Raw genomic sequence first — 22,591 nt, forward strand, 5'->3', positions numbered from 1 at the left:
GGCAAATGGCACGCTGATGACGCAGATTGAACAGATAACCACTGATAACGAAAACCACAAAAGCTAAAAGCCGCTAAGAACGCGAAGAGACGCAAAGAAAATATTTTTACTGCAAAATGAATAAATTTTCTGGTGTTAATTCTTCGTGTTTCTTCGCGTATCTTCGCGGCTAATTATTTGTTTTTAGTCTGTGTCAATCTATTGTTTCAGCGTTTATCTGCGTGCTATTTTTTTCTGTTTTACAGTTGTCCATAGCGTTCTATAACCACATTGCGTACCACCGCCGACTTTGACAGCCGCATCACATACAGCATGGTTTCGGCGATATCTTCCGGTTGAATCATTTCTTCGCGATTGACGTCTGCATCTTTGGCCATGTCGGTATAGACGTACGCCGGTGAGATAGCCGTCACCTTGATGTTATTCTCCGCTACTTCCCGCTGGAGCGTCTCGCTGAATCGGATGACGCCGGCCTTGGATGCACCATACGCCCCGGAGCCAAGAAGCCCCTTTGTCCCGGCGTACGAGGCCATGTTGAAAATGTAGCCGCCATTCTGCTTTTTCATCTGTGGGACAATCCGGTTGCACATCAGGAACGTCCCCTCCAGGTTGACCTCCAGCACCTCCCGGTAATCTCCGAGGGTCAGTTCCTCCACAGAACCACGGCGCATGATTCCGGCGTTGTTCACCAGCACATCGATGGAGTCGAAATCCCCCAGGATATCCTCGATCCATTGATCCACGTGGCGCTCATTGGAAACGTCACCGGGAAGTGTTATGACTTCTCCGGATCCCAACTTGCGTAATTTATCTGCAGCCTGCTCCAAATCATCTGGCGTCCGGGCGGTGAGGACGATATTCATATCGGCTTCAGCAAATCGCTGCGCAACGCTGAACCCGATGCCTCTGCTTCCACCGGTAATGACTGCGGTTTTTCCTGTGACATCCATAGAATCGCTCCTTTCATCATCTTCTGGGAAACTTTTGGTAAAAAGGTAGGAGTTATGGGGGAGAGATTAAAATAGTGGGTTGGGGAAAACAACCTCACCCTCGTGTCCCTCTCCTTCGGAAGGAAAGGGAGGCGCGACTTCTGAACTACAAATCTTCTGAAAACCGGTTTTTAGCCCCTCTCATTGGTTAGGAGAAGTAAGTTGTTACTATTTGTCTGTTCCAGTTACCACAGACAATTGCTGGAGATGTGCAGTTCTGTTACCCGGTAAAGCTTCTACGTTCAGGCTATGATTTTTTCCAGAGCCACAATAAGAGGGCTTTTTATGGCCTTGTTTTCAATTTTGGGCACCGCGGTAACGAGTGACGGACAGCGAGAACCGATTGTGTGACCGAAGGGGGTTTCGGTTCTCGCCCGGAACGAGTTACTTCAGCGGTCAAAAATGAAAACACCGCCTTGATTTTTTCTCCACTTTTTTATCAAGAAAAAAGTGGTGTCAATTTGTGCATTCAGCCCGTAATAGTAGAGACGTAGCATGCTACGACTCTCCTGAACAGGAAAGAACCCGTATACTTTTCTATATATCTAAGGGAGACATTGATGAATAATGCAGAGTAAAAACAGGTACAAGGTAAAAGGGGTGGATGATTAGGAGAAGTAAAGACGTGAACAAGGAGGAGAGAGAAGGGAAAAATGAAAAATCTTTCTCAAACACAACTCACCCTCTTGTTCTCCCTCTCTTCGAAGAGAGGGAGAGACGATAATTTAACCTTATTAAACCAGTTCTCCCTTCCTCTTCCGAAGCCGAAGATCCCGATTAGTCGGGTAGGAAGGGAGACAGTGGGATGAAGTTGTGTTGTTAATCTGCATGAGTCATGAATCGGGGAAAAGTGCGAATATATATATCTATAAGATTCGCAATTATTACCACTTGTAGAGACACGCCATGGCGTGTCTCTACCACAAAATTATCCAGTATGAGGTAAATGCAATGAACCTACGTCACCGGATGTATCAATCGCTGAGCCTGTTCGGTGGACTTCGATTTCACTTCGGTGTGTATCGATTTCCGGTGGGAATCCATAGTGACCACTGCCGGAAAGTTCTCCACTTCGATCACCCACATGGCTTCAGGCACGCCGAACTCCTCAAGCATGAAGACTTCCTTCACCTCTTTCACCGACTGCGCCAGCAGGGATGCCAGTCCGCCGATGGCATGGAGATACACACCGCCCTGGTCGTGGAGCGCTTCCAGGGTCTTGTCGCCCATCCCGCCCTTACCAATGACGCCTCGGACGTTGTACTCCTTCATAACAGGACCCTCGTATGGTTCCTCGCGAATGCTGGTGGTAGGTCCCGCTGCCACGAACGACCAGGTGCCGTTTTTCTTCTTTACTACCGGCCCGCAGTGATAGATCAGCGAGTTCTCCAGATACGGACGAATAAAGTCCGGCCGTTCCTCAATCAGGAATTTGTGTGCGGCGTCCCTGGCGGTGATCATGGTTCCGAAGATGTGTACCTCGTCCCCGACCTTTAGCTTCCGGACGACTTCCTCAGAGGTTGGTAAGCGTAACTCAGTCATAGATCACCTCCCCGTTCTCGATGGTAAGCGAATGCCGGCGATAGGCCCAGCACATGTAGGCGATAGACACGAAGTACGAAGCCGGTACCCGATGTGCTGTGCCGATCTTTACACCTAATACCGTTGTCTTGCCGCCGAATCCCATGGGGCCGATTCCAAGGCTGTTCAAATCCTTGTACAGGCGGGTTTCCATTTCTGCCAATTCCGGTTCAGGATTGGAGTCGTCCAGATTCCTGAAGAGCTGCTTCTTGGCTGTCAAGTGTGACGTCGCCCTGTCTCCACCAATGCCTACTCCAATGATGCCGGGAGCGCATCCCAATCCCTGGGCGCTATTCACGGCATCCACCACGACTTTGTACACGCCGTTCAAATCCCGGCCAGCGTCCAGGTCGCTGTCAGGCAATTTATACTGGCCGGAAACGTTCTCGCAGCCGCCGCCCTTGAGCATCAGGTCGATTTTGAGCCGCTCCTCTTCCCATTCCTCAAAGTGCATAAACGGGTTTTCAGTGCCCAAATTGTTGCCGGAATTTTTTCCGCTCACCGGATCAACGGCGTTGGGCCGGAGAATGCTTTCCTCCGTGGCGCGTTCTGTCGCCCGTTCGATAATCTTGCGCAGCTGCAGGGTGCTCTGTCCGGCCGGATAGTGTACGTGATAGATATTGGTGCCGGTGTCCTGGCAAATCGGCGTACGGTTTTCTCTCGCCGCATCCACGTTTCGGAGCAGCATGCCCAGCACGCTTTTCGCCGGGGTGCCGTCATCTTCGTGCTTCTGTGCTTCTTCGATGGAGCGCACGACATCCGGAGACAGATCCGTGGATGCCAGTACAATCAGATCGTAAATCTGTGACTCCAGCGTCGCCTCGTCGATGGTTATAGCCATCGCGACCTCCTGTGGTTTAATCTATTTTTTCTCTCCCGGAGAAGGAGAGATTCGGTAAAATTCTGTCGGTTGCTACGGAATATACCGCTGCAAAATATCCTGGACGTCCGGCACCGGATCCTTGGTGGCTCTCTCACGAACTTCATCATAGAGCTGATCGTAGGTCGGGCGCTCTTCCCGGTACAGCAGACCGGTGGAAATACCGTCTTCTCTGGCGGCGATGGCCAGGGCTTTCTGCTTATCCGACGGATCGTGCTCCTCCTCCTCGACCTTAAACGTATGTTCGTTGATGAACTTCTTTTGATCCAGGCCGCGGAATGTCCGGCACGGACTCAGCGCGTCGATGAACGCGAATCCCTTGTGCTGAATCGCCTGGACAATGAGATCGCCGAGCTGCTTCGGATCGCCGGCGTTGGCGCGCGCCACAAAGGAGGCGCCCACGTTAATCATCATATCCACCGGCTCAACCGGACGTTCCACGCTCCCGTAGACTGAGGTTTTGGTTACGTCGCCCACATGGGCAGTCGGAGAGAGCTGTCCCTTGGTGAGTCCGTAGATCTCGTTGTCCATGACGATGTAGGTCATATCCACATTTCGCCGGGCGGCGTGCGGAACATGTCCCATGCCGATGCTAAATCCGTCGCCGTCGCCGCCGGTGCCGACCACTGTAATCTCCGGGTTGGCCATTTTTACGCCGGTGGCGATGGGCAGAATGCGCCCGTGCACGGAGTTAAATCCGTAGGTCGCCACGTACCCGGGTAACCGACTAGAGCAGCCAATGCCTGAGATGACCGCAATCATATGCGGTGGAATGTTCAGCTCCGCGAATGCCTGATACAGCGACGCCAGCACGGAGTAATCTCCGCAGCCGGGACACCAGATTGGACGCGTTTCGCTTTTATAATCTTTGGCCTCGAACTGTATTTTCGGATCTTCAGCCACTTGTGTTTCTGCCATTATTCAAATTCCCCCTTGACTGCATTGTAGATTTCGCTCACGTTGAATGGCGCGGCGCCGGATCGGGCATACTTCTTCACTTCCCGATCGCCAAACCGCAGAAAGCCCATCAGGTATTTGTAGAACTGTGCCGAGTAGGACATTTCCACAATGTAAATCGACTTCAGTGGCTCGAGATATTTTTCCATCTTCTCCTGCGGGAACGGCAGGATAATCTGCGGAATCGCCGCGCTCACGGAATAGCCCTCATCGTTGAGTTGCTGAATCGCTTCTTTGATGGCTCCCTTGGATGACCCCCAGCCAATGATGCCAACTTCGGCATCTTCCGGGCCGTAAAACCGAACGAAATTGAGCTCTTTGGCAATATGCTCATTTTTCCGGAATCGCTTTTCGGTCATATCGGCGTGAATATCCACGTCAGAAGTGGGCAGTCCGTATTCGCCGTGTTCAATCCCGGCGGCCTGGTACATTCCCTTCTCGATACCGGGATACGTCATGGGCGACACGCCGGTTTCCGTCTTAGCAAACCGTTTATAGTCTTCCAGTTCCTCATCGGACGGCGTAACGCGATGCGTCTGCTTCATAAAGCCGTTTTCGCTTCCGAACAGGGCATCCTGGTCAAATGTCTCTTTCCGCTGTCCCACATACTGATCGGAGAGCACAATCACCGGCAGTTGATACTTTTCAGAGATATAAAACGCCTCCACTGCTACGTCAAAACAATCCTCAACATCGGAGGGAGCGATTACCACGCGATTGGCGTCACCGTGCGTCCCGTACAGCGCCTGCTGCAAATCAGCCTGCTCGGTCTTCGTGGGGATACCGGTGCTGGGGCCTGTCCGCTGGACGTCCACAATCACTAACGGCAGTTCTGCCATAGATGCCAGTCCGATCTGCTCGCTCATCAGAGAAAGCCCCGGGCCGCTGGTGGCGGTCATGGCCTTTTCCCCGGCAAACGATGCGCCGATGATCATCCCGATAGCCGCCAGTTCATCTTCCGCCTGGAGCATGGTACCGCCGTATTTCGGCAGCTCCCGGCTCATCCATTCCATAATCTCGGAGGATGGCGTAATAGGATATCCGCCAAAGAAGCGGCATCCGGCATGGAGCGCACCGTAGGCGAACGCCTCGTTGCCTTCCATCAGGACTTTCGGCTCGGACGGCTCGTAACTGAACCGCACGTTATCGGTTTTCTCTATTTTATCCCGGACGTACTGAGCGCCGGCTTCCATGGCCGTCAGGTTTGAGTCGATGACCTTCTGGGATTTCTTTTTGAATTTATTTCGGATGGCATTCCGAAGCCCCTCATCGGGGAGACCGAAGAGTTCGGCCAGCACCCCAAGCATCACCATATTCTTTGCCTGAAGCGTACCCGCCTCATCCTTGGCCAGTTGAGCAATCGGCACCTCGTAAATGATCCGATCGATCTCGTCATCTATGGGAATATCGTCTTTGGATGTTTTGTCATCGGTATCCATCACGATGGCGACCGGGTTGCTCAGATCCATTTCACCCCGGAACCGCTCAAAGTCCTTCCAGCTGAAGATGCCCAGCACCAGGACTTCGTCGCCGTGACTCTGAATCTGTTCTTTGCTCAGCCGCACCCGGCAGGAGCTCTCGCCGCCGCGAATCTGCGGGCCGAAGCTCTTGAGCATAAAGGCATGCACGCCCTCGCTGGCGCCGGCGTTGCAGAGGATCTCTCCGGCCGATACCACGCCGTCCCCGCCTGAACCCGCCATACCAATGACGATGTCATTACTGTTCATAATAGTTTACCTCGTTTCTCCACTCTCGTTTTAGACACTTGCACTTTGTACTGGTTTGAATTTGCAATAATTATACCCACTGATATCTGTCCAGTAATTGGGAGTGAAAACCGTGCAATACACGGAAAATTTTGGCAAGAAATGTTCAAACGATAAAAACCTAAAACGAGATAAATTTTCAATTCCGATAAATATGACTAAAATAGTCGCAAAAATCAGAATCGGACTTCTTAGATGTGGGAAGACTACTACAGCTGGAGAGTGTTCATGTGTTTCCCAAGGGGATCCCTTCGGGGCGAGTGTCCAGGTTAAAAAAGGAGTTATTGTGGTACAGTGGTATCGTTAAAATTGTCATACATTGGGTGTCCTCAGGCCAGTATCTGTAGTGACTTTCGTGTTGGTAGTTCCCGCTTTAGCGGGATTTGTTCGTTGTTGATTGTTAGTAGCTCGTTGTGTGTTGTTTTATTTTAGTGTCTTCGGTATTTTTCAGTGTTTAGTCCGTTTTTCTTTTAGTCTTTACCAGCGGTCATCAGCTTAATCAGCGTTCCGCCGTAGGCGGACTGCGTGCTATTCTGTTCAATCCCCGGAAATCAACAACCCCGTCCGCAGCTGATGCCGGTGCGTAAAAAATTGCCGGTAGACCAGCATCCCGGTGATTATACTGCCGATGGCTTTGGTACCGAGGAGCATGTACATAATAACGATTTGATATTTGATCGCCTGCACCGGTGGCGTCCCCGCCAGGATCTGTCCCACCATGATCCCGGGGAGATGGACAATTCCGACGGTCATCAGTGAATTGATTGATGGAATAAGTGCACCTTTGACCGCAGCCCGGAGGCTCCGGTTGATGGCTTGCGTTGCGTTTGCTCCCAGCGCCAGCGAAGCCTCGATCTCCAGCCGCCGCTGGTGGATCTCCGAACTGAGCCGATCGGCAGTAAGCGCGGCACCGTTCAGCGAGTTTCCGATGAGAATCCCCGCCAGCGGCAGGAAATAGTTCGGTCGCCACCACGGCTCTACCGGTATCACCAGCCCAATAGTCATTGCGAGAATCAGCCCGGCACTAACAACGATGCTGAAAAAGAGAATCGGATAGAGGTGCGGAATTTTAAACTCCGGCCGCTTCATCCCCTCCCAGCTGGCAAAGGCGATCATCACGGTAATGACCGCAAACAGCAGCAGAATATTCTCGATGTCGAAGAGCCACTTCAGCACGTACCCCACCGCCAGGAGCTGGACAAAGGTCCGTATTGTCCCGACGGTCACATCCTTTTTGATATCGATCTTCTGCCACCATGCCAATCCCAGCGACATGGCGATAAAGGTGAGTGATAACAGCAAGTCTGTCCAGCTTAAGTTGATGTAGTCCATGATTAAAACCGTGTTAGAGTGTTATAGTGTTCAGGTGTTCAAGTAATCGATATTATTGTTTCTTAATCCTAATCATAATCTTACTCTGTTTTTGTTCGTTGTTTGTAGTTTGTTGTTGGTTGTAATCATTCAGTGCTTTCGGTGTTTTTCAGTGTTTAATCTATTTTTCACTGCGTTCTTGGCGGCTTAGTGAGAATTTTTCGATTTTCATCTGTGATTATCTGTTGTTTCCGCGTTCCGTCGCAGACGGACAGCGTGCTATTCTTCTTATCCCTCCAACTCGCCCGCCAAAAACCGCTTCGCCAGTTCGCCGGTTTCGCCGGAGAAAAAAGAGTCCGCGGAGGCCACTACTTTTGACTCGCCGTCTACCAGCAACAGAACCCGGTTGGCGATTTCTTTGGCTTCCGGCATGTTGTGAGTCACGAAGACGATAGTCAGGCCGTAGTCCTGTTGCAGGGTCTTCGTCAAATTGAGAATTCGCTTGGTTGCGGTGGGATCCAGCGCCGAGGTGGGCTCGTCCATGAGCAGCACTTCCGGGCGACTCACCAGCGCCCGGGCGATCATCACGCGCTGCTGTTGTCCCAGCGATAACGCCTCCGAATCTCTGGAGAGCAATTCCGGAGACAATCCGACGATATCCAGCAATTCCTCGTTGGAGCGATCCGTGGTTTGGGAGTTCAGCGACTTCCTGGGATAGTCCAGGTTCTCCTCCACCGTGCCGGGCAGGAGCGCCGGCTGCTGGAAAACCATAGCAACCCTCCGACGCAGATCGAAGATATCGATTTCCTCTAACGGTATCCCGTCAAACCGGATCTCGCCCTCGCTGGGATCATCCAGGGCATTCAGCAGGCGAAGGAGCGTGGACTTGCCCGACCCGGACGGCCCGAGGATGGTGAAAATTTCGTTGCTCAGAATATCGAAATTCAGGTGCTGCAGAATGTAGTTAGTCGCATCCGCCTGGGGTGGACGCTTTGAGACGTTTTTGATTTGAAAGAGAGGTGTTTGGGATGATTTTTCCATAAGTATGGAAATTCGGAGAGAGGAATGTCAAATTCAAGAGGATTGCAGCAGGTGTAATAGATAAATAAAAAGCCCCCGCTCGAAGGCGGAGGCTTTTACCGGAGGGTAAAGACATGAGAGTATGACTTCTCCTTCCGTGATGTGTCAGGTGTTTACGCGTTCACCGCAATTGGAACAGAATCGTGAACCGCGTGGTAACTGCGTGCCGCATGTATGGCAGAATTGGGCTTCTACCGCTTCAGCGGTCGCCACATCTGCCTTTCCATTGCCGTTTTTGTGCTGCTCGGCCTTGGCGTTGGCGGCGCGCTTAATCCAGGCATCTACATGCTCGTACGGTTCGTACTCTTCTTTGTAGGTCGTGTCGTCGATCTTGCCTTCCGCATAGTCGATTTCGATTTCGCTCAGTTCGCGTATAATCGTCTCCGCGTCGATATCCTGCAGTCGCTTCCGTGTGTGAGTCCGCTTCTTGCTGTCGGTTTCCGGGAAGAGTGCGACGACTGTTCCAATGATGAGCATAATTCCACCGAGCCACATCCAGTTGATCAATGGATTCACTCTGGCAGTGACCCAAACATTGCGCTCTTTATCAAATCCTCCAAGGATGACGTACAGATCTTCTTCCAGCGTCATCCGGAGGGCAACTTCTGACATCGGTTGGTCACTCTTGTAAAATTTGGCTTTCTCCGGACGAATCTGGCCGACGTACTTGCCGTTCTTCTCGATATCCAGGACGGCAATCCCGCTGTATTTCAGTGCATTCTGGTTCTCCACAAATTCCGAATACGTCAGCACGTAATTTTCGATTTCCATGGATTCGCCCCTGGCGAGTTTGGCTTCCGCTTCGGTGTTAAATGCAGAAGAGCCCGTAATACCGATAAAAATCATTACAATGCCGATATGGATAAGGTAACCGCCGTACCGGCGCTTGGTATTCATCACCAGGGTCCCAAAAGATTTCAGCCAGTTCTCGCCGGTCCGCTGCATCGTGGCAACCGTGCCCTTGTAGAACTCCTGGATGATGCCGGCCAGCGTAAAGGCTGCCAGCCCGAAGGTGACCAGCGGGTACAATGCGGTGATACCGAATAACGCCAGGAGCACTACTGTCGCCACGCCAAACGCCGTCGGAATACTAAAGTGTCGCACAAAGTTCGAACTGCTCGCCTTACGCCAGGCAATCAACGGACCAATACCGGTCAGCAGGAGGACAAAAATGCCGAGCGGCACATTCAAAGAGTTAAAATAGCTGATCTCCACAGTGCGCTGCTCGCCGAAAAATATACGCGAGGTCAGCGGATACATCGTACCCCAAAGGACGGTAAACGTCATCGCGGAAAAGGCAATATTGGAGAGCAGCACCGTCCCCTCCCTGGAGAGCGGCGTTTGTACGGAACTCCTGGAATCCAGGTAATTTCGGCGGGCAAAAATGAGTCCGAATCCACCAAAAATCACGATACCCAAAAACGCCAGAAAGTATGGCCCCATTTCCGTGTCCCCGAACGCATGTACCGATTGCAGGACACCACTTCTCGTGAGGTACGTCCCAAAGATGGTCATCGCAAAGGTGATGAGCAGGAGGCTTACGTTCCAAAATTTAAAAATACCCCGACGCTCTTGCATAATCTGAGAGTGGACGAACGCTGTCGCGAGCAACCACGGCATGAGCGAGGCGTTTTCCACCGGATCCCAGGCCCAGTAACCGCCCCAGCCGAGTTCTACGTAGGCCCACTGGGCCCCAATCAGATTCCCTAGGGCTAGAAACAGCCACGCAGTGATCGTCCATGGACGCGCCTGCTTCAGCCAGTTCGAATCCAGGTTCTTCGTCACGAGTGCAGCAATCAGAAAGCCAAACGGAATCGTCCAGCCGACATATCCCAGATAGAGCAGCGGCGGGTGAATGGACATACCCCAGTTCTGCAGCAGCGGGTTGAGGCCATTGCCATCCCGTGGCATAAAGTTCAGTGTCTCAAAGGGAGAAGTAACGAAAATCGTCAGTCCGAAGAAAAGAAGCGAGGTAAACGCAAACGTCGGCAGCATAATCGACATCAATTCGCGGTAGTCATCCTTATGGCGCCAGACGAACAGCGCCGAAAATGCAGCAATCAGCCAAAGCCAGAAGAGCAGTGAGCCGGCCTGGCCTGCCCACAGCGCCGAGAATTTGTAATATGTCGGCAGCGCTTCACTCGTGTACGACGCCACGTATTTGTTCACGAAATTGCTGGTCATCAGTTGATAGACCAGAATCACCACAGCGGTCGAAATCGTGAAAAACATGGTGTAAATGCCGTACTGCGCCTGCCGGATGAGTGCTGTATTATTATTCTGCTGCCAGGCCTGCAAACCGCGGATGATCGTCCAGACCGCCGCAATGCCCCCCAGCACCAGTAGAATAGATCCAAATTGGTTCATGAAATCCTCCGTTCAAAGAAGTCGTTCAGTGATATAGTGCTTTGTTCTCTCATGTCGGTATAATGCTTTCAAATCCTGTGCCAGATATGGATGATCGCTCAACCATAGTGATCCACGGGAATTCAGCAGATTTGGTATTTCCAGAGATAGTGCTCACGGCGAGGATTTCTCTAAAAAGTGAGAAAATCAGTCACATTACTCGAAGAACAAATAAATCACCGCAGAGTCGCAGAGAGCGCAGAGAAAATCGAAAAAAACAAAAAAAATGAAACACCGAGATACACTGAAAACACCGAATTATTAAAAGGAAAGGACGGGGTGACTCACGATCGGCGGATTCATGGTGCGAGTCCGAAAAATTTTCGTCGCCTCGCAATGAGATTACTAGGCTTATCATAATAGCCTTTGAATCTCATTCAAAGGCGAACCGGCAAAATGTTGGAGAATTATTCTCCCTTGAGCAACCAAACTGTCGGCGACGCTTTAAGCGTTCACCGACAGTAATTTCACGCAATACGCAGTACGCAATAATCCTCTTTGCTCTCGCCATTGCTATCTCTATCTTTGCATCGATTTGAATATTACGAAAGGAATTCAGATGTTTCGCAACCTCAAAGATCCCATGAGCGGACTGACGCATTTTATCGGAGCAGTGTTAGCGGTGCTGGGTTTAGTGCTGCTTATTTTACGGGCGGTTGATCCGGTGAAGCCGTGGCATATTGTGTCGTTTTCCATCTTTGGCGCCGGGATGATTTTTCTGTATACTGCCAGCACACTCTACCACTGGCTTGATTTGTCCGAAGCCGGGAATCGAAGGCTCCATAAATTTGACCATATGATGATCTTTGTGCTCATCGCCGCGACCTATACGCCGATCTGTCTGATCCCGCTCCGTGGCGGCTGGGGCTGGAGCCTGTTCGGTGTGATCTGGGGACTGGCACTCGCCGGCATCCTTTTTAAATTTTTCTGGATGGACGCGCCCCGCTGGCTCACCACGGGTATCTACATCTTCATGGGCTGGATTGTCGTGGTTGGGGTCTGGCCACTGGTGACAACACTACAAACCGGCGCACTCATCTGGCTGGCAGCCGGTGGGTTATCCTATTCGGTAGGGGCAATTATCTATGGTGCCAAAAAACCGGATCCCTGGCCCAACTTTTTCGGATTCCATGAGATCTTTCACGTCTTCGTGATGCTGGGCACCTTCGCGCACTTCTGGATGATGTACGAGTATGTGATACGGTTTGGGTGATAAAAAGATTTGAACCGCAAAGCCGCAGAGGACGCAAAGAAAATACCAGAATAAACACAGAAAAACACCGAAGACACTGAAAGAAGACGAACAAAAACTTGAGCCACAAAGATACGCGAAGAACCACGAATAAAGAAAAAAACCTAACCATTAACAATACCCGCTAAACCAGTCGTGAGCTTGGCTGAACGAGCGGAAACTACCCACCGGTGAAACGGTTGAGACACAAGACTGAGGACACTTGACCCATGACGTTTCTAACCATAACACATTAACACGGTAACACTTTAACACTGATTAAGATTAGGATTAAGAAAACGCGCAACAATAACACTGTTTTCACGTAATACGCAGCACGTAATACTCATCAATATTCAATCAATCGTAAGGTCTCTGATTATTTTTTTATGCTCCGGATACTCCCGAAGCAACTCTTTTCGTTCTCCCAACTCAAAATCGGCAAAATCAAACCCGGGCGCCAGGGTACACGCGACCAGCGTGTAGGAATCCGGCTGGTCGACTATGGAGCCGAACCAGGCACCATGCGGTATCACGATCTGCAACTGCTCCCCCTCTACCGGATTGTTACCCAGTAGAATTTGCTGATGGTCTCCTTCATCATTAATGAGGTGCATATTCAGCCGGCTGCCGGCGTAGAAGTGCCAGACTTCGTCGGTCTTGAGCCGGTGGAGATGCGAGATATCTTCAGAGCGGAGTAAGTAATAGATGGACGTCCCAAAGTTCCTTTCACCGGAGTAGCGATCCGGCAAGGCATCTTCGGAGATAGTCTCCTCCGCGCGGTAAACTTCTTTGTAAAATCCGCCTTCGGGATGCGGTTCTAAGTCCAGATGCTCAATCCAGTCTTCAGCGGTTTTCTTCAATGGGCAACCCTTCCATTTCCATAATTTTCAGCGCGTTGGTGGTGGGACACGGCCCCTTGTGTAATTTGTAATCGAATGCCATACGCGATTCCTCGATTGTCTCCCGGAAGTGATAATTCTTCAGAGATGCGATATCTTCTTCGAGTTGGGTCAGTTCCAGGTCGTGTGTCGCAATCACGCCGTACGCTTCCATCGATGCGATCTCTTTGATGAACGAGCGGCTGCCAATGAGTCGCTCCCGGTTGTTTGTCCCCTTGAAAATCTCATCCACCAAATAGAATACCGGAAATTTGTCAGTGTTTTCGATGGTTTTGTATAGTTGTTTTAACCGGCGTACCTCCGCATAAAAATACGAGATGCTGTCGTTTAGTGAGTCGGTCACCTGAATACAAGTGAAAATCCGCATCGGTACTGTCGAAAACACGGCTGCATCTACGACCGTCCCAGCGTATGCCATCTGTAAATTAACGCCGAGCGTGCGCAAAAATGTGCTCTTACCGGACATGTTTGACCCGGTGATGAGTGTGATTTTATTATCATCCGTCATTCGAAAATCGTTCCGGACGCGCTCTTTTTCCGGTATCAGCGGGTGTCCGAATTTTTCAGCGACAAGTTGAGATTTCTCTTCCCCTTCTGTTGAGAATTCAGGATAAATATACTCCGGATTCAGCCAGGCATAGTTTGCCAGAGATGACAACGCTCCCAGCGTATACCATCGATCCAGCCAGGTCTCAAGCTGCGGCCGGATCTCCTGCTTCAGCTGATCAAGTCGTCGTGAGAAATAAAAATCCCACGGGACTAGTCCATTGATCGCAATCCCCAGGAACTCATTTCCCTGGGAGACGGCTGCTAGCCCGGCCAATCTCTGTAACTTCCGGATAATACGAGAGGGTTTGGAATCCCCTGATGTGAAGGGCATGGTGAATTCAGCGAGATTCGACCCGGCTTTGTACGGAAACCGTTCCAAATGCAGGACTACCGATTGCAGCGGTTCCAGCAATTGTTCAATCTTGTATATCTCGTCGAACAGTTCGCTGAAATCGCCATAGCGGATGATGTAAATCCCTGCATAAAGAAGAAAGGTAATCAGGAAAACCGGTGGAAATCCGGCGAGAAAATAAAGCAGGAGTAGTGTAATATTGAGCGCTGCTAACACAAAGAGCAGAACAAGAGTTTTTCCCAGCGATGCCGGAGCGTTGGAACTGCCAAGCCATCGCAGGAGATACTCGCCACCCCACTGAATGCGTGTGCCGGATTCGGCTCTTGTTTGCAAGGCGAGTTTATCGCGGAACAAGGTCATCGGTTCCAGCTCGCGAATTAGAGCATTGCGCCATTGGGTAACCTCAGGATCCGGCACCGGATTGGTTATCCATTCGAGCAACCGTTCGCTTCCGGACTGCGATCCTGCCGTATCGATCAGATGATGCATGGATTTACTCCCGGCCAGGTTTAGATCCCTGGCATGCGCCGATTCCTGCGGGAATTTATCCAGTTGTGGTTCCGCGATATTTGCCCAGTCCAAAGATGCTCTGGCTGCGTGCTCCGATTTAATCTCGTTCCACTTCCGAAACCGCTCCAGTGCCGCTTTGAGCCTGTTGTGCCACCGCACGATGAAAATGAACGCGATGATAAAAATACCTATGACGATCCATGCCACGATTTCAGCAACCAGGAAGTGGAGGGCGATGGCCACTGTCGCGCCAAACACAACAATTCCTAGGCGAATCCAGGAGAATTTATTGCTCAAATCTTCCAAGGATTCAATGCGCCGGTTGATTCTTTGGCAGGCGCGTTTGATGGCCTTGATTCGGTTTGATTTTTGAGTTGAACTCATCTAGTTGTACCGTTGCTAAATTTTTTGTCGGCCTTGGAAACTTATTTGTTCCAACGCTCAGTGAGCGGAGGTTAGTGAGAACCAGCTGTTTGACCGGAGGGAGTTTCTGGTTCTCACCCGGAGCGAACTGCAAGCGTTTTCAAATAAGTTTCCGCTGCCGGATTTTTGCACACTTTTTCTAAAAAAGTGTGAATAGAAAAGATTTTGTTTTTCAAATAACTAACCCGTTTTGCCTTGATGCAAAACGGGAAGAAAAAATCAAGGCTGCCAAATCTATTTCTGTCATACCATCGGCTTCCTCGGGAACGAATCAGAACTCCCTTCGGTCAGACAGCTGATTCGTTCTGTCCTCGGTGCACCGGGTTTGAAAACGAAATAGATTTGAATGCCGAAAAAAATGTTAATCCCATAAATCCACCACAACCCGGCCAACCTGTTTCCCATCAAGAATCCGGTCGATCTCACCGGATATATCAGCAAGTGAACATTCCCGTGTCATCTCATCGAGCATTTCCAGTTTCCAGTCGGTGGCGATTTTCTCCCACAACGGTTGCCGGATTTTCATAGGATAATTCGCAGAGTCGACACCCAGCAGGCTCACGCCCCGGAGTATAAACGGATAGACCGTCAAATCCAGATGAGCACCGGCAGCATTCCCGCAGGTGGTCACCGTCCCCTCGTAGTCCGTGGATCGGATGGCCGTGGAGAGCGGGACTCCGCCAACGGTATCGACGACACCAGCCCAACGTCGCGTTAACAACGGTTTCCCGGAGTCATCGTTGACCTCATCCCTGGAAATTACTTTCGACGCTCCCAGGGATTTGAGATAGTTCGCTTGCTCCGTCTTTCCTGTCGCTGCAACCACGGAAAACCCCTCCAGCGCAAGGAGCGCAACAGCAAAACTCCCGACACCGCCTGTGGCGCCGGTCACCAAAATTTCACCATCATTTGTAACAGTCCCGTGATCGAGCAATTTTTTTACGGACATGGCAGCGGTGAAGCCAGCCGTGCCGTACATCATGCTCTCTTTCAGCGACAGATTTTCCCGAAGGCGTACCACCCAGTCCGTCGGTACGCGAATATACTGTGCAAATCCGCCGGAGGTATTCATGCCGAGGTCGTATCCGTGAACGATCACCTTATCACCGGGAGCAAACTTCGGAGCATCACTCTCCTCAACGACTCCGGCACTGTCAATCCCCGGCGTGTGCGGATATTCCCGGGTAACGCCTTTGTTCCCTGTGGCGGAGAGCGCATCTTTGTAGTTCAGGGAGGAGTAGCGAACTTTGATTAGTACCTCGCCATCGGGCAAGTCTTCGATGAAACGCTCCTGAATTGCGCGGGTAAATTTGCCCTTCTCGATTTCTTCGACGACCAGCGCTTTGAATGTTTTTGAAGGCATGATGAAAATAGTGTTAATGTGTTAGCGTGTTATAGTGTTATTGTTAATAACCGTCATGTGTCCGGAGTCCCCGTTCTTGAGTCTCAAACCTCTCACCTGTTGGTAGTACCCGCTCTTGCGACCAGGCTACTGAATGGTTTAGCGGGATTTTATTTGTAGTTTGTTTTTGTTATTTATCACCTTTTTTTCAGTGTTTAGTCTGTTTATATCTTTGCGCCCTCTGCGTCTCTGCGGTGGTATTTTGTTTTAGTGCTTTTACCCGCCGAAGATAAAATCCAGTACATCCCCGACCTTGCTCTGCTTCTCCAGGATTTTCGGATTGTACATCTCCGTAAATCCGCAATTCCGGCAGGAGACCGTAATAAACCGCTTATGCTGGACGTCGAAAAATCGCGACAATCCGGTACCAGTTGCGGCAAATCGACTGGTCTCGCCACCTGAATTTTTGCACTTGGGACACTGAAATTTGGCACCGAGCTGTTCGTCAATACTCATATCGATCTCCTTTTTATTCTGAAAAATGGAAGATTTAATAATACGAGTATTTTATTGAAGATTCCAACAGGAGTGTTACCCGTCTTCTTATACTATTCAGAGATGTTCTCGGAAAAAGCGGAAATATTGGAGATCGAGAATTGGAGAGCAAAAGGTTGCCTTGAAATCTGATTTCAACATGAAACAAAACCTGTCGGTGAACGCTATCAGCGTCGCCGAAAGGTTTTAAATACAAACAAATGAATAATCACCTCGCAATGAGATTGCGAGGCTCATTGATATAACCTTTGAATCTCATTCAAAGGAGTCACTGATTGCCCCTCCCTGAACAAGTCACCCCTGTCCGAAATTATTATTGGAGTTCTGGGACGCCCACTTTTTCCTGAGATTGGATAAACTTAAAAATTTCGTCGATGAACTGATGAATTTGAGAAGTGACCGTCTCACTCAACCCTTCCCGAAAGCCGAAGGAAGATCCGGTGAGCGTAAACAGTGTTGCTCTCGGTCTCGCACCGAAATGATCTCTCGCCATGGAAAGGAGCAAACCCGGTGACGGTGCATGTGTCATTGGGAGAGTGGAAGGTGAGAGAGAAACGTCCACTCCTGAGATATCACCGGGTTCGCCAGTTTCGCTTGCGTCGATAAAAATGACATACTCTGATTCCGCGATTTCCGCCGCGTGCTCCGGCAGCAGTTGGTGCACGGTGAGTATTCGCACGTCATCCGAGTCACATAACCGCTCCTCGAGCAGTTCGGCGGCCCGCGGGCCGATGCCGTCGTCCTCGCGGAGGGTGTTGCCGTATCCGATGACCAGGATGCGTGACATCAATCGCGCACCAGCCGGTCGATGCGTTCGCCGTCGGAGTTAATAAGCTGGATATCCAGCGGCATCTGTCCGGCGGCGTGGGTGGAGCAGCTCAGACAGGGATCGAACGCCCGCACCACGGCTTCCACGCGGTTCAGCATGCCCTCTTCCAACTCGTCGGACTTCACATACTGCTTGGCCACCTGCAGGATGCCTCGGTTCATGGCCAGGTTGTTGTGTCCCGTGGCGATGATGAGATTGACATCGGTAATCAAACCCTGCCCATCGATCTTGTAATGGTGGATCAGGGTGCCGCGCGGCGCCTCGGAAACACCGATACCCTCCCGGTTGTTCGGCCCGGCGAATGCACGATGATGATCGCTGAGCACGGTGTCATCCTGCAGCAGAGATTCTATTTTCTCCAGTCCGTGAAGGATTTCGATGAGCCGGGCGTAATGATAGTGGAACGAGCTCAGCACCACCGGGCCGCGCTCCAGTTCGCGGAACTCCGTCCACTCCTGATCCGCCAGCGGGGTACCGCAGCCGTCGGCTGTATTCAGGCGCGCCAGCGGCCCGACGCGGTAGATGCCGTCGGGATAGCCGTCCGGCTTAAAGTACGGGAACTTAAGGTAGCTCCACGGCTCCACCGCCTCGCCGATATATGTCTGGTAGTGCTCCGGATGGAATTCTTCGACGACTTTCCCTGCAGCATTCACGACGCGAAGCATACCATCGTAATGCTCCAGTTCGCCCTTTGCATTCACCAGGCTCAGAAATTTGGTAGGAAAATTCGCAAAGGTGCGCATCTCGTCCCGGTAATCCTCCATGGTCTGCTTGAACCAGACCAACACGCGCTGGGCAATCTCCATCGCTTCGGGAATTCCGGTGAGGATTTCGTCCCGGACTTCTTCTGTGAGCGGCTCATTCACGCCGCCGGGCACCACCCACGGAGAGTGGATCCGTTTACCGCCGAGTTTTTCGATAATCTGCTGACCGAACTGGCGAAGGCGAATTCCATCTTTGGCAAAATTTTTGTCCGACTCGATGACGCCAAAGATGTTCCGCTTCGCGGGATCGCTATCCATGCCCAACACGAAGTCCGGCGAGGAGAGGTGGAAAAAGTTTAGGGCGTGGGACTGTACCAACTGCGCCAGGTTCAGGATTTCGCGGAGGCGGACGGCGGTCTCAGGAATCTGTACCGCCATGATGGCGTCTCCGGCCTTGGCGCCAGCGATGAGATGACTCACCGGACAGATACCGCAGATGCGCGCCATGATGGACGGCATCTCCTGGAATGGACGGCCCTCCACCAGCTTCTCGAATCCGCGGAACTGGGTGACGTGAAACTGGGCGTCGTCCACGTAGCCGTACTTGTCCAGATGGATGGTAATTTTCCCGTGCCCCTCGATGCGGGTAACGGGATCGATGGTGATTTTTTCAGCCATAATAGCGCCTGTATTCTTCGATAGTTGAATGTCGCATAGATTTATTTGCCGAACCGGGTTTTGTCGGTGAGTTCCGGCGTCCGGCCTTCCAGAATTTCGGTCAGCGCGTATTTGATAGTCTCTGCCGGCGGCGGACAGCCCTGCATGTGGAGGTCGACATTTATCACCTCATGCACCGGCCGGACTTTCTCGAACAGTTCCGGCACCGTTTCCGTCGGGACGGTCTCCTGGACGGTCACATTTTCTTTGTATGCCCTCTCAAATACCGATTCCAGCGGAAAGGAGTTGCGCATGGCCGGCACGTTGCCGGTGACGGCGCAGTCGCCGAACGCGATAACCAGGTTCGAATTTTCCCGAACCTTTTGAATTTTTTCCAGATCCTCGCGGCTGCTCACCGCGCCTTCGACCAGGGTGACATCCACATCGCTGGGAAATTCTTTAATATCAACGTATGGACTATAAACGAGATCGATTTTCTCAGCGATGTCCAGCAGCGCCTCGTCCATATCCAGGAAGGACATGTGGCAGCCGGAGCATCCGTCCAGCCAGATTGTTGCGACTCGTGCTTTGCTCATGGTTGTCTCCTACTCCTCTTCTTCGCGCATAACCGACAGGTACGGGAGGAACTGCCGTGTCTTTTTCATCTCTGCCACGGCTTTGCCCTTTTCGAACAGTGCGCCGGTGGGGCACACCTGGACGCACTTCCCGCAGCTGGTACAGGTTTCGGAATCGCCCCAGTCCTGGTTGAGATCGGTAATTACTTTCGCATTGATGCCCCGGTTGGCGATGTCCCAGGTGTAGGCGCCTTCCACGCCCTCGCAGACCCGAACACAGCGCGTACACATGATGCAGCGGTTGTGATCCACGGCGAACCGATCGTGGGTGGCATCCACCTCCATATGCGGATACAGATACGGATACTCCACGTGATCCATGCCGAGTTTCTGCGCCGTATCCTGCAGCTCGCAGTTGCCGTTGGAGACGCAGACCGAGCAGACGTGATTCCGCTCGCTGAAGATCAACTGGAGGATCTTTTTTCGGTAATTTTGTATACGCTCCGAATCTGTGTGGACTTCCATGCCCTCGTACACCTGTGTGACACAAGACGGCTGGAGCTTATTCGAGCCCTCAATCTCGACTATGCACATCCGGCAGCCGCCGTTGGGGCGCAATCCCTCCAGAAAGCAGAGCGTCGGGATGTAGACGTCGTGTTCCCGGGCAACCTCTAGAATGGTTGCATCTCCCCGTGCGCCGACCCGTTTCCCATCGATGGTCAGGGTTTTCACTTTTGTCCGTGATGCCATGACTTATTCCTCCCTCTGCACTGCGTGGGTTAACTTATCCGTCGCCTTCTGCAGATGGGCGTCGTAATCCTCCTTAAAATATTCCAGCGTGCTGAGCACCGGCTGCGGCGCTGCCTGTCCCAGTCCGCACAGGCTGGTGTTCCGCACTACGTCGCAGAGATCCACCAGCAGATCCAGGTCGCGCTGCGTAGCTTCATCTTTGGAAATTTTATCCAGCAAATCATACATCTGCGCGGTGCCAACGCGACACGGAACGCACTTTCCGCAGGATTCCGATTTGCAAAACTCTACGAAATACTTCGCCACGTCTGAGACCATGTCAGAAGAAGCGTCTACAACGATCATCCCGCCGGAGCCCATCATGGTGCCGACCTCTTTCAATGATTCATAATCCACCGGCATGTCTAGGTGCTCCTCGGGGACACAGCCACCGGACGGCCCACCGGTCTGCACCGCCTTGAATTTCAGATCCTCCGGCAATCCACCGCCGAGGTCGTAAATAATGTCCCTCAGCGTGATGCCCATAGGCACTTCGATGAGGCCAGTATTGTTGATGCTGCCGGCCATGGCAAACACCTTGGTACCCTTGCTGTTTTCGGTCCCGATGGACGCGAACCACTCCGCTCCATTCCGGATTATCGGCGCGACGTTGGCGAAGGTTTCTACATTATTAATGAGCGTCGGGTGCCCCCAGAGACCGTACTCGGCAGGATAGGGCGGTCGTGGTCTCGGTCGACCCTGTCGCCCCTCAATGGAGGCGAGCAGCGCGGTCTCTTCGCCGCAGACGAACGCGCCTGCTCCCAGACGAATCTCCAGGTTAAAACTAAATTGACTTCCAAAGATGTTGTTGCCAAGCAGATTCAGCCGGCGAGCCCGCTTGATGGCCTCCCGCAATCTTTCTATTGCCAGCGGATATTCAGCCCTGACGTAGATATATCCCTTGTCCGCACCGACGGCGTAGCCGGCGATAGCCATGCCCTCGAGCACCCGGTGCGGGTCACTCTCCAGCACGCTCCGGTCCATAAAGGCGCCGGGATCGCCCTCGTCGGCGTTGCAGACCACGTACTTCTGAACGTCCTCGGCGATGCCGACGGTGCTCCATTTTAGTCCCGTGGGATAGCCGGCGCCACCCCGGCCCCGGAGCCCGCTGTCGGAGATCACATCGATGACCTCGCCTGGAGACATCTCGGTAATGACTCTGTTCAGAGCAGTGTATCCCTCCATGGCGATGTAGTCTTCGATCTTTTCCGGGTCGATCTTGCCGGAGTTCTCCAGGACAATTTTCACCTGCTTCCCGAAGAACGGCATCTCTAAATCTGTTTTCAATCGCTCTACCGCTTCCGATTCCAGATGATTCAATATCTCACCGGCATCCTCCGGTTTGACCTGGGTGTAGAGGATTCCGTCCGGTTCGATCAAAACCAGCGGCCCGGCGGCGCATAATCCCATACACCCGGCGCCCTTGACTTCCACGGTATCGCCCAATTCCTTTTCCTCGATGCCGGACTTGAGACTCTCGATGAGCTGTAATCCCTGGGAGGACTGGCAGGAGGCGGCGTTGCAGACAAAAATCAGGTGATCCAATTCCTCCCGGGCTTCTAGTTCGTTTTCCGCGATTTCCTGCAATTCTTCTCTAGTCATTGTCTAACCAGCCTTTTAGTTTACCGGTGACGGTTTCTTCGTCCAGCTTCCCGACCACCTCGCCGTCGAACACCGCCGCCGGCGCCAGTCCGCAGGCCCCGATACACCGTGCCGTGAGCAGGGAGACCTTGCCGTCCGGCGAGGTTTCGTCCGGTTCGACGTTCGCGACTTCACCGATTTGGTCGATCAATTTGTCGACGCCCTTAATGTGACATGCCGTGCCGGTACAAACCACGCAGGTGTGCTCGCCCTGGGGGCGGAGATTGAAAAAGTGATAAAACGTCGCCACGCCGTAGACGCGGCTCAGCGGGACATGGAGCGTCCCGGCGACAAACTTCAGCGCGGATTCGTCCAGATAGCCAAAGATGTCTTGTACGTTGTGCAGCGTTTCGATAAGTGAAGATCGCCCGATGCCGAGCTTCCGCATCTTGCCCTGGAGCAGCTTCCAGCGGTTATCGTCGGTTGGCGGTTCGGGTTGTTTTACGTCAACGTGTTGCATGCAGCCCTCCGAAATTCAAAAAAATAGTCCGTCAAAGCAGCCCGTATTTGTGGTGTAAAAACCATAGATAGCATTAAAGTTTCAAAAGACATGCCATTCTCC

At 52.0% G+C, this 22,591-nt stretch carries 19 protein-coding genes; 1 reads left to right on the forward strand and 18 read right to left on the reverse strand.

The window, feature by feature from the left end; genetic code table 11:
- Nucleotides 1-239 precede the first annotated feature (239 nt).
- The 8 genes from K9N57_07265 to ccsA form a co-directional block, all read right to left on the reverse strand.
- Complete coding sequence (locus K9N57_07265) at nucleotides 240-950, reverse strand: SDR family oxidoreductase (GenBank protein MCF7803971.1); 711 nt, start codon at nucleotides 948-950, stop codon at nucleotides 240-242.
- 996 nt (nucleotides 951-1,946) lie between these two features.
- On the reverse strand, nucleotides 1,947-2,531 hold the full coding sequence (locus tag K9N57_07270) for a FumA C-terminus/TtdB family hydratase beta subunit (protein MCF7803972.1): 585 nt from the start codon (nucleotides 2,529-2,531) through the stop codon (nucleotides 1,947-1,949).
- On the reverse strand, nucleotides 2,524-3,411 hold the full coding sequence (locus K9N57_07275; protein ID MCF7803973.1) for a fumarate hydratase: 888 nt from the start codon (nucleotides 3,409-3,411) through the stop codon (nucleotides 2,524-2,526). Before K9N57_07275 ends, K9N57_07270 begins: the two co-directional genes overlap by 8 nt.
- 72 nt (nucleotides 3,412-3,483) lie before the next feature.
- On the reverse strand, nucleotides 3,484-4,368 hold the full coding sequence (locus tag K9N57_07280; GenBank protein ID MCF7803974.1) for a 2-oxoacid:ferredoxin oxidoreductase subunit beta: 885 nt from the start codon (nucleotides 4,366-4,368) through the stop codon (nucleotides 3,484-3,486).
- A complete protein-coding gene (locus K9N57_07285) occupies nucleotides 4,368-6,134 on the reverse strand; it encodes a 2-oxoacid:acceptor oxidoreductase subunit alpha (GenBank protein MCF7803975.1) in 1,767 nt (588 codons plus the stop codon). Before K9N57_07285 ends, K9N57_07280 begins: the two co-directional genes overlap by 1 nt.
- Nucleotides 6,135-6,710: 576 nt before the next feature.
- Nucleotides 6,711-7,505 (reverse strand): iron export ABC transporter permease subunit FetB, encoded by a 795-nt coding sequence (gene fetB, locus K9N57_07290; protein MCF7803976.1) that lies wholly within the window; start codon nucleotides 7,503-7,505, stop codon nucleotides 6,711-6,713.
- 267 nt (nucleotides 7,506-7,772) lie between these two features.
- On the reverse strand, nucleotides 7,773-8,525 hold the full coding sequence (locus tag K9N57_07295; GenBank protein ID MCF7803977.1) for a phosphate ABC transporter ATP-binding protein: 753 nt from the start codon (nucleotides 8,523-8,525) through the stop codon (nucleotides 7,773-7,775).
- Between the two features lie 144 nt (nucleotides 8,526-8,669).
- A complete protein-coding gene (gene ccsA, locus K9N57_07300) occupies nucleotides 8,670-10,931 on the reverse strand; it encodes a cytochrome c biogenesis protein CcsA (protein MCF7803978.1) in 2,262 nt (753 codons plus the stop codon).
- A gap of 598 nt (nucleotides 10,932-11,529) precedes the next feature.
- On the opposite strand from ccsA, the gene K9N57_07305 reads away from it, so the two are divergent.
- On the forward strand, nucleotides 11,530-12,183 hold the full coding sequence (locus K9N57_07305; protein ID MCF7803979.1) for a hemolysin III family protein: 654 nt from the start codon (nucleotides 11,530-11,532) through the stop codon (nucleotides 12,181-12,183).
- A gap of 374 nt (nucleotides 12,184-12,557) precedes the next feature.
- On the opposite strand, the gene K9N57_07310 is transcribed toward K9N57_07305, so the two are convergent.
- From K9N57_07310 to hoxE, 10 genes are all read right to left on the reverse strand, one after another.
- Nucleotides 12,558-13,064 (reverse strand): cupin domain-containing protein, encoded by a 507-nt coding sequence (locus K9N57_07310; GenBank protein MCF7803980.1) that lies wholly within the window; start codon nucleotides 13,062-13,064, stop codon nucleotides 12,558-12,560.
- A complete protein-coding gene (locus K9N57_07315; GenBank protein MCF7803981.1) occupies nucleotides 13,048-14,898 on the reverse strand; it encodes a hypothetical protein in 1,851 nt (616 codons plus the stop codon). The genes K9N57_07310 and K9N57_07315 overlap by 17 nt, the downstream gene beginning before the upstream one ends.
- 400 nt (nucleotides 14,899-15,298) lie before the next feature.
- Nucleotides 15,299-16,300 (reverse strand): YhdH/YhfP family quinone oxidoreductase, encoded by a 1,002-nt coding sequence (locus tag K9N57_07320; GenBank protein MCF7803982.1) that lies wholly within the window; start codon nucleotides 16,298-16,300, stop codon nucleotides 15,299-15,301.
- Between the two features lie 255 nt (nucleotides 16,301-16,555).
- Nucleotides 16,556-16,795: a zinc ribbon domain-containing protein gene (locus K9N57_07325; GenBank protein MCF7803983.1), complete on the reverse strand. Its 240-nt coding sequence runs from the start codon at nucleotides 16,793-16,795 to the stop codon at nucleotides 16,556-16,558.
- 352 nt (nucleotides 16,796-17,147) lie between these two features.
- Nucleotides 17,148-17,621: a hydrogenase maturation protease gene (locus K9N57_07330; GenBank protein MCF7803984.1), complete on the reverse strand. Its 474-nt coding sequence runs from the start codon at nucleotides 17,619-17,621 to the stop codon at nucleotides 17,148-17,150.
- Nucleotides 17,621-19,045 (reverse strand): Ni/Fe hydrogenase subunit alpha, encoded by a 1,425-nt coding sequence (locus K9N57_07335; protein ID MCF7803985.1) that lies wholly within the window; start codon nucleotides 19,043-19,045, stop codon nucleotides 17,621-17,623. Before K9N57_07335 ends, K9N57_07330 begins: the two co-directional genes overlap by 1 nt.
- Before the next feature lie 41 nt (nucleotides 19,046-19,086).
- Complete coding sequence (locus K9N57_07340; protein MCF7803986.1) at nucleotides 19,087-19,620, reverse strand: NADP oxidoreductase; 534 nt, start codon at nucleotides 19,618-19,620, stop codon at nucleotides 19,087-19,089.
- A gap of 9 nt (nucleotides 19,621-19,629) precedes the next feature.
- The gene (gene hoxU, locus K9N57_07345; GenBank protein MCF7803987.1) at nucleotides 19,630-20,349 is read right to left on the reverse strand and encodes a bidirectional hydrogenase complex protein HoxU; all 720 of its coding nucleotides are present in this window, start codon (nucleotides 20,347-20,349) and stop codon (nucleotides 19,630-19,632) included.
- Nucleotides 20,350-20,352: 3 nt separating this feature from the next.
- On the reverse strand, nucleotides 20,353-21,990 hold the full coding sequence (nuoF, locus tag K9N57_07350; protein ID MCF7803988.1) for an NADH-quinone oxidoreductase subunit NuoF: 1,638 nt from the start codon (nucleotides 21,988-21,990) through the stop codon (nucleotides 20,353-20,355).
- A complete protein-coding gene (gene hoxE, locus K9N57_07355) occupies nucleotides 21,983-22,489 on the reverse strand; it encodes a bidirectional hydrogenase complex protein HoxE (protein ID MCF7803989.1) in 507 nt (168 codons plus the stop codon). The genes nuoF and hoxE overlap by 8 nt, the downstream gene beginning before the upstream one ends.
- Nucleotides 22,490-22,591 lie beyond the last annotated feature (102 nt).

Source organism: Candidatus Neomarinimicrobiota bacterium, assembly GCA_021734025.1.
Taxonomy (GTDB): domain Bacteria; phylum Fidelibacterota; class JAANXI01; order JAANXI01; family JAANXI01; genus JAANXI01.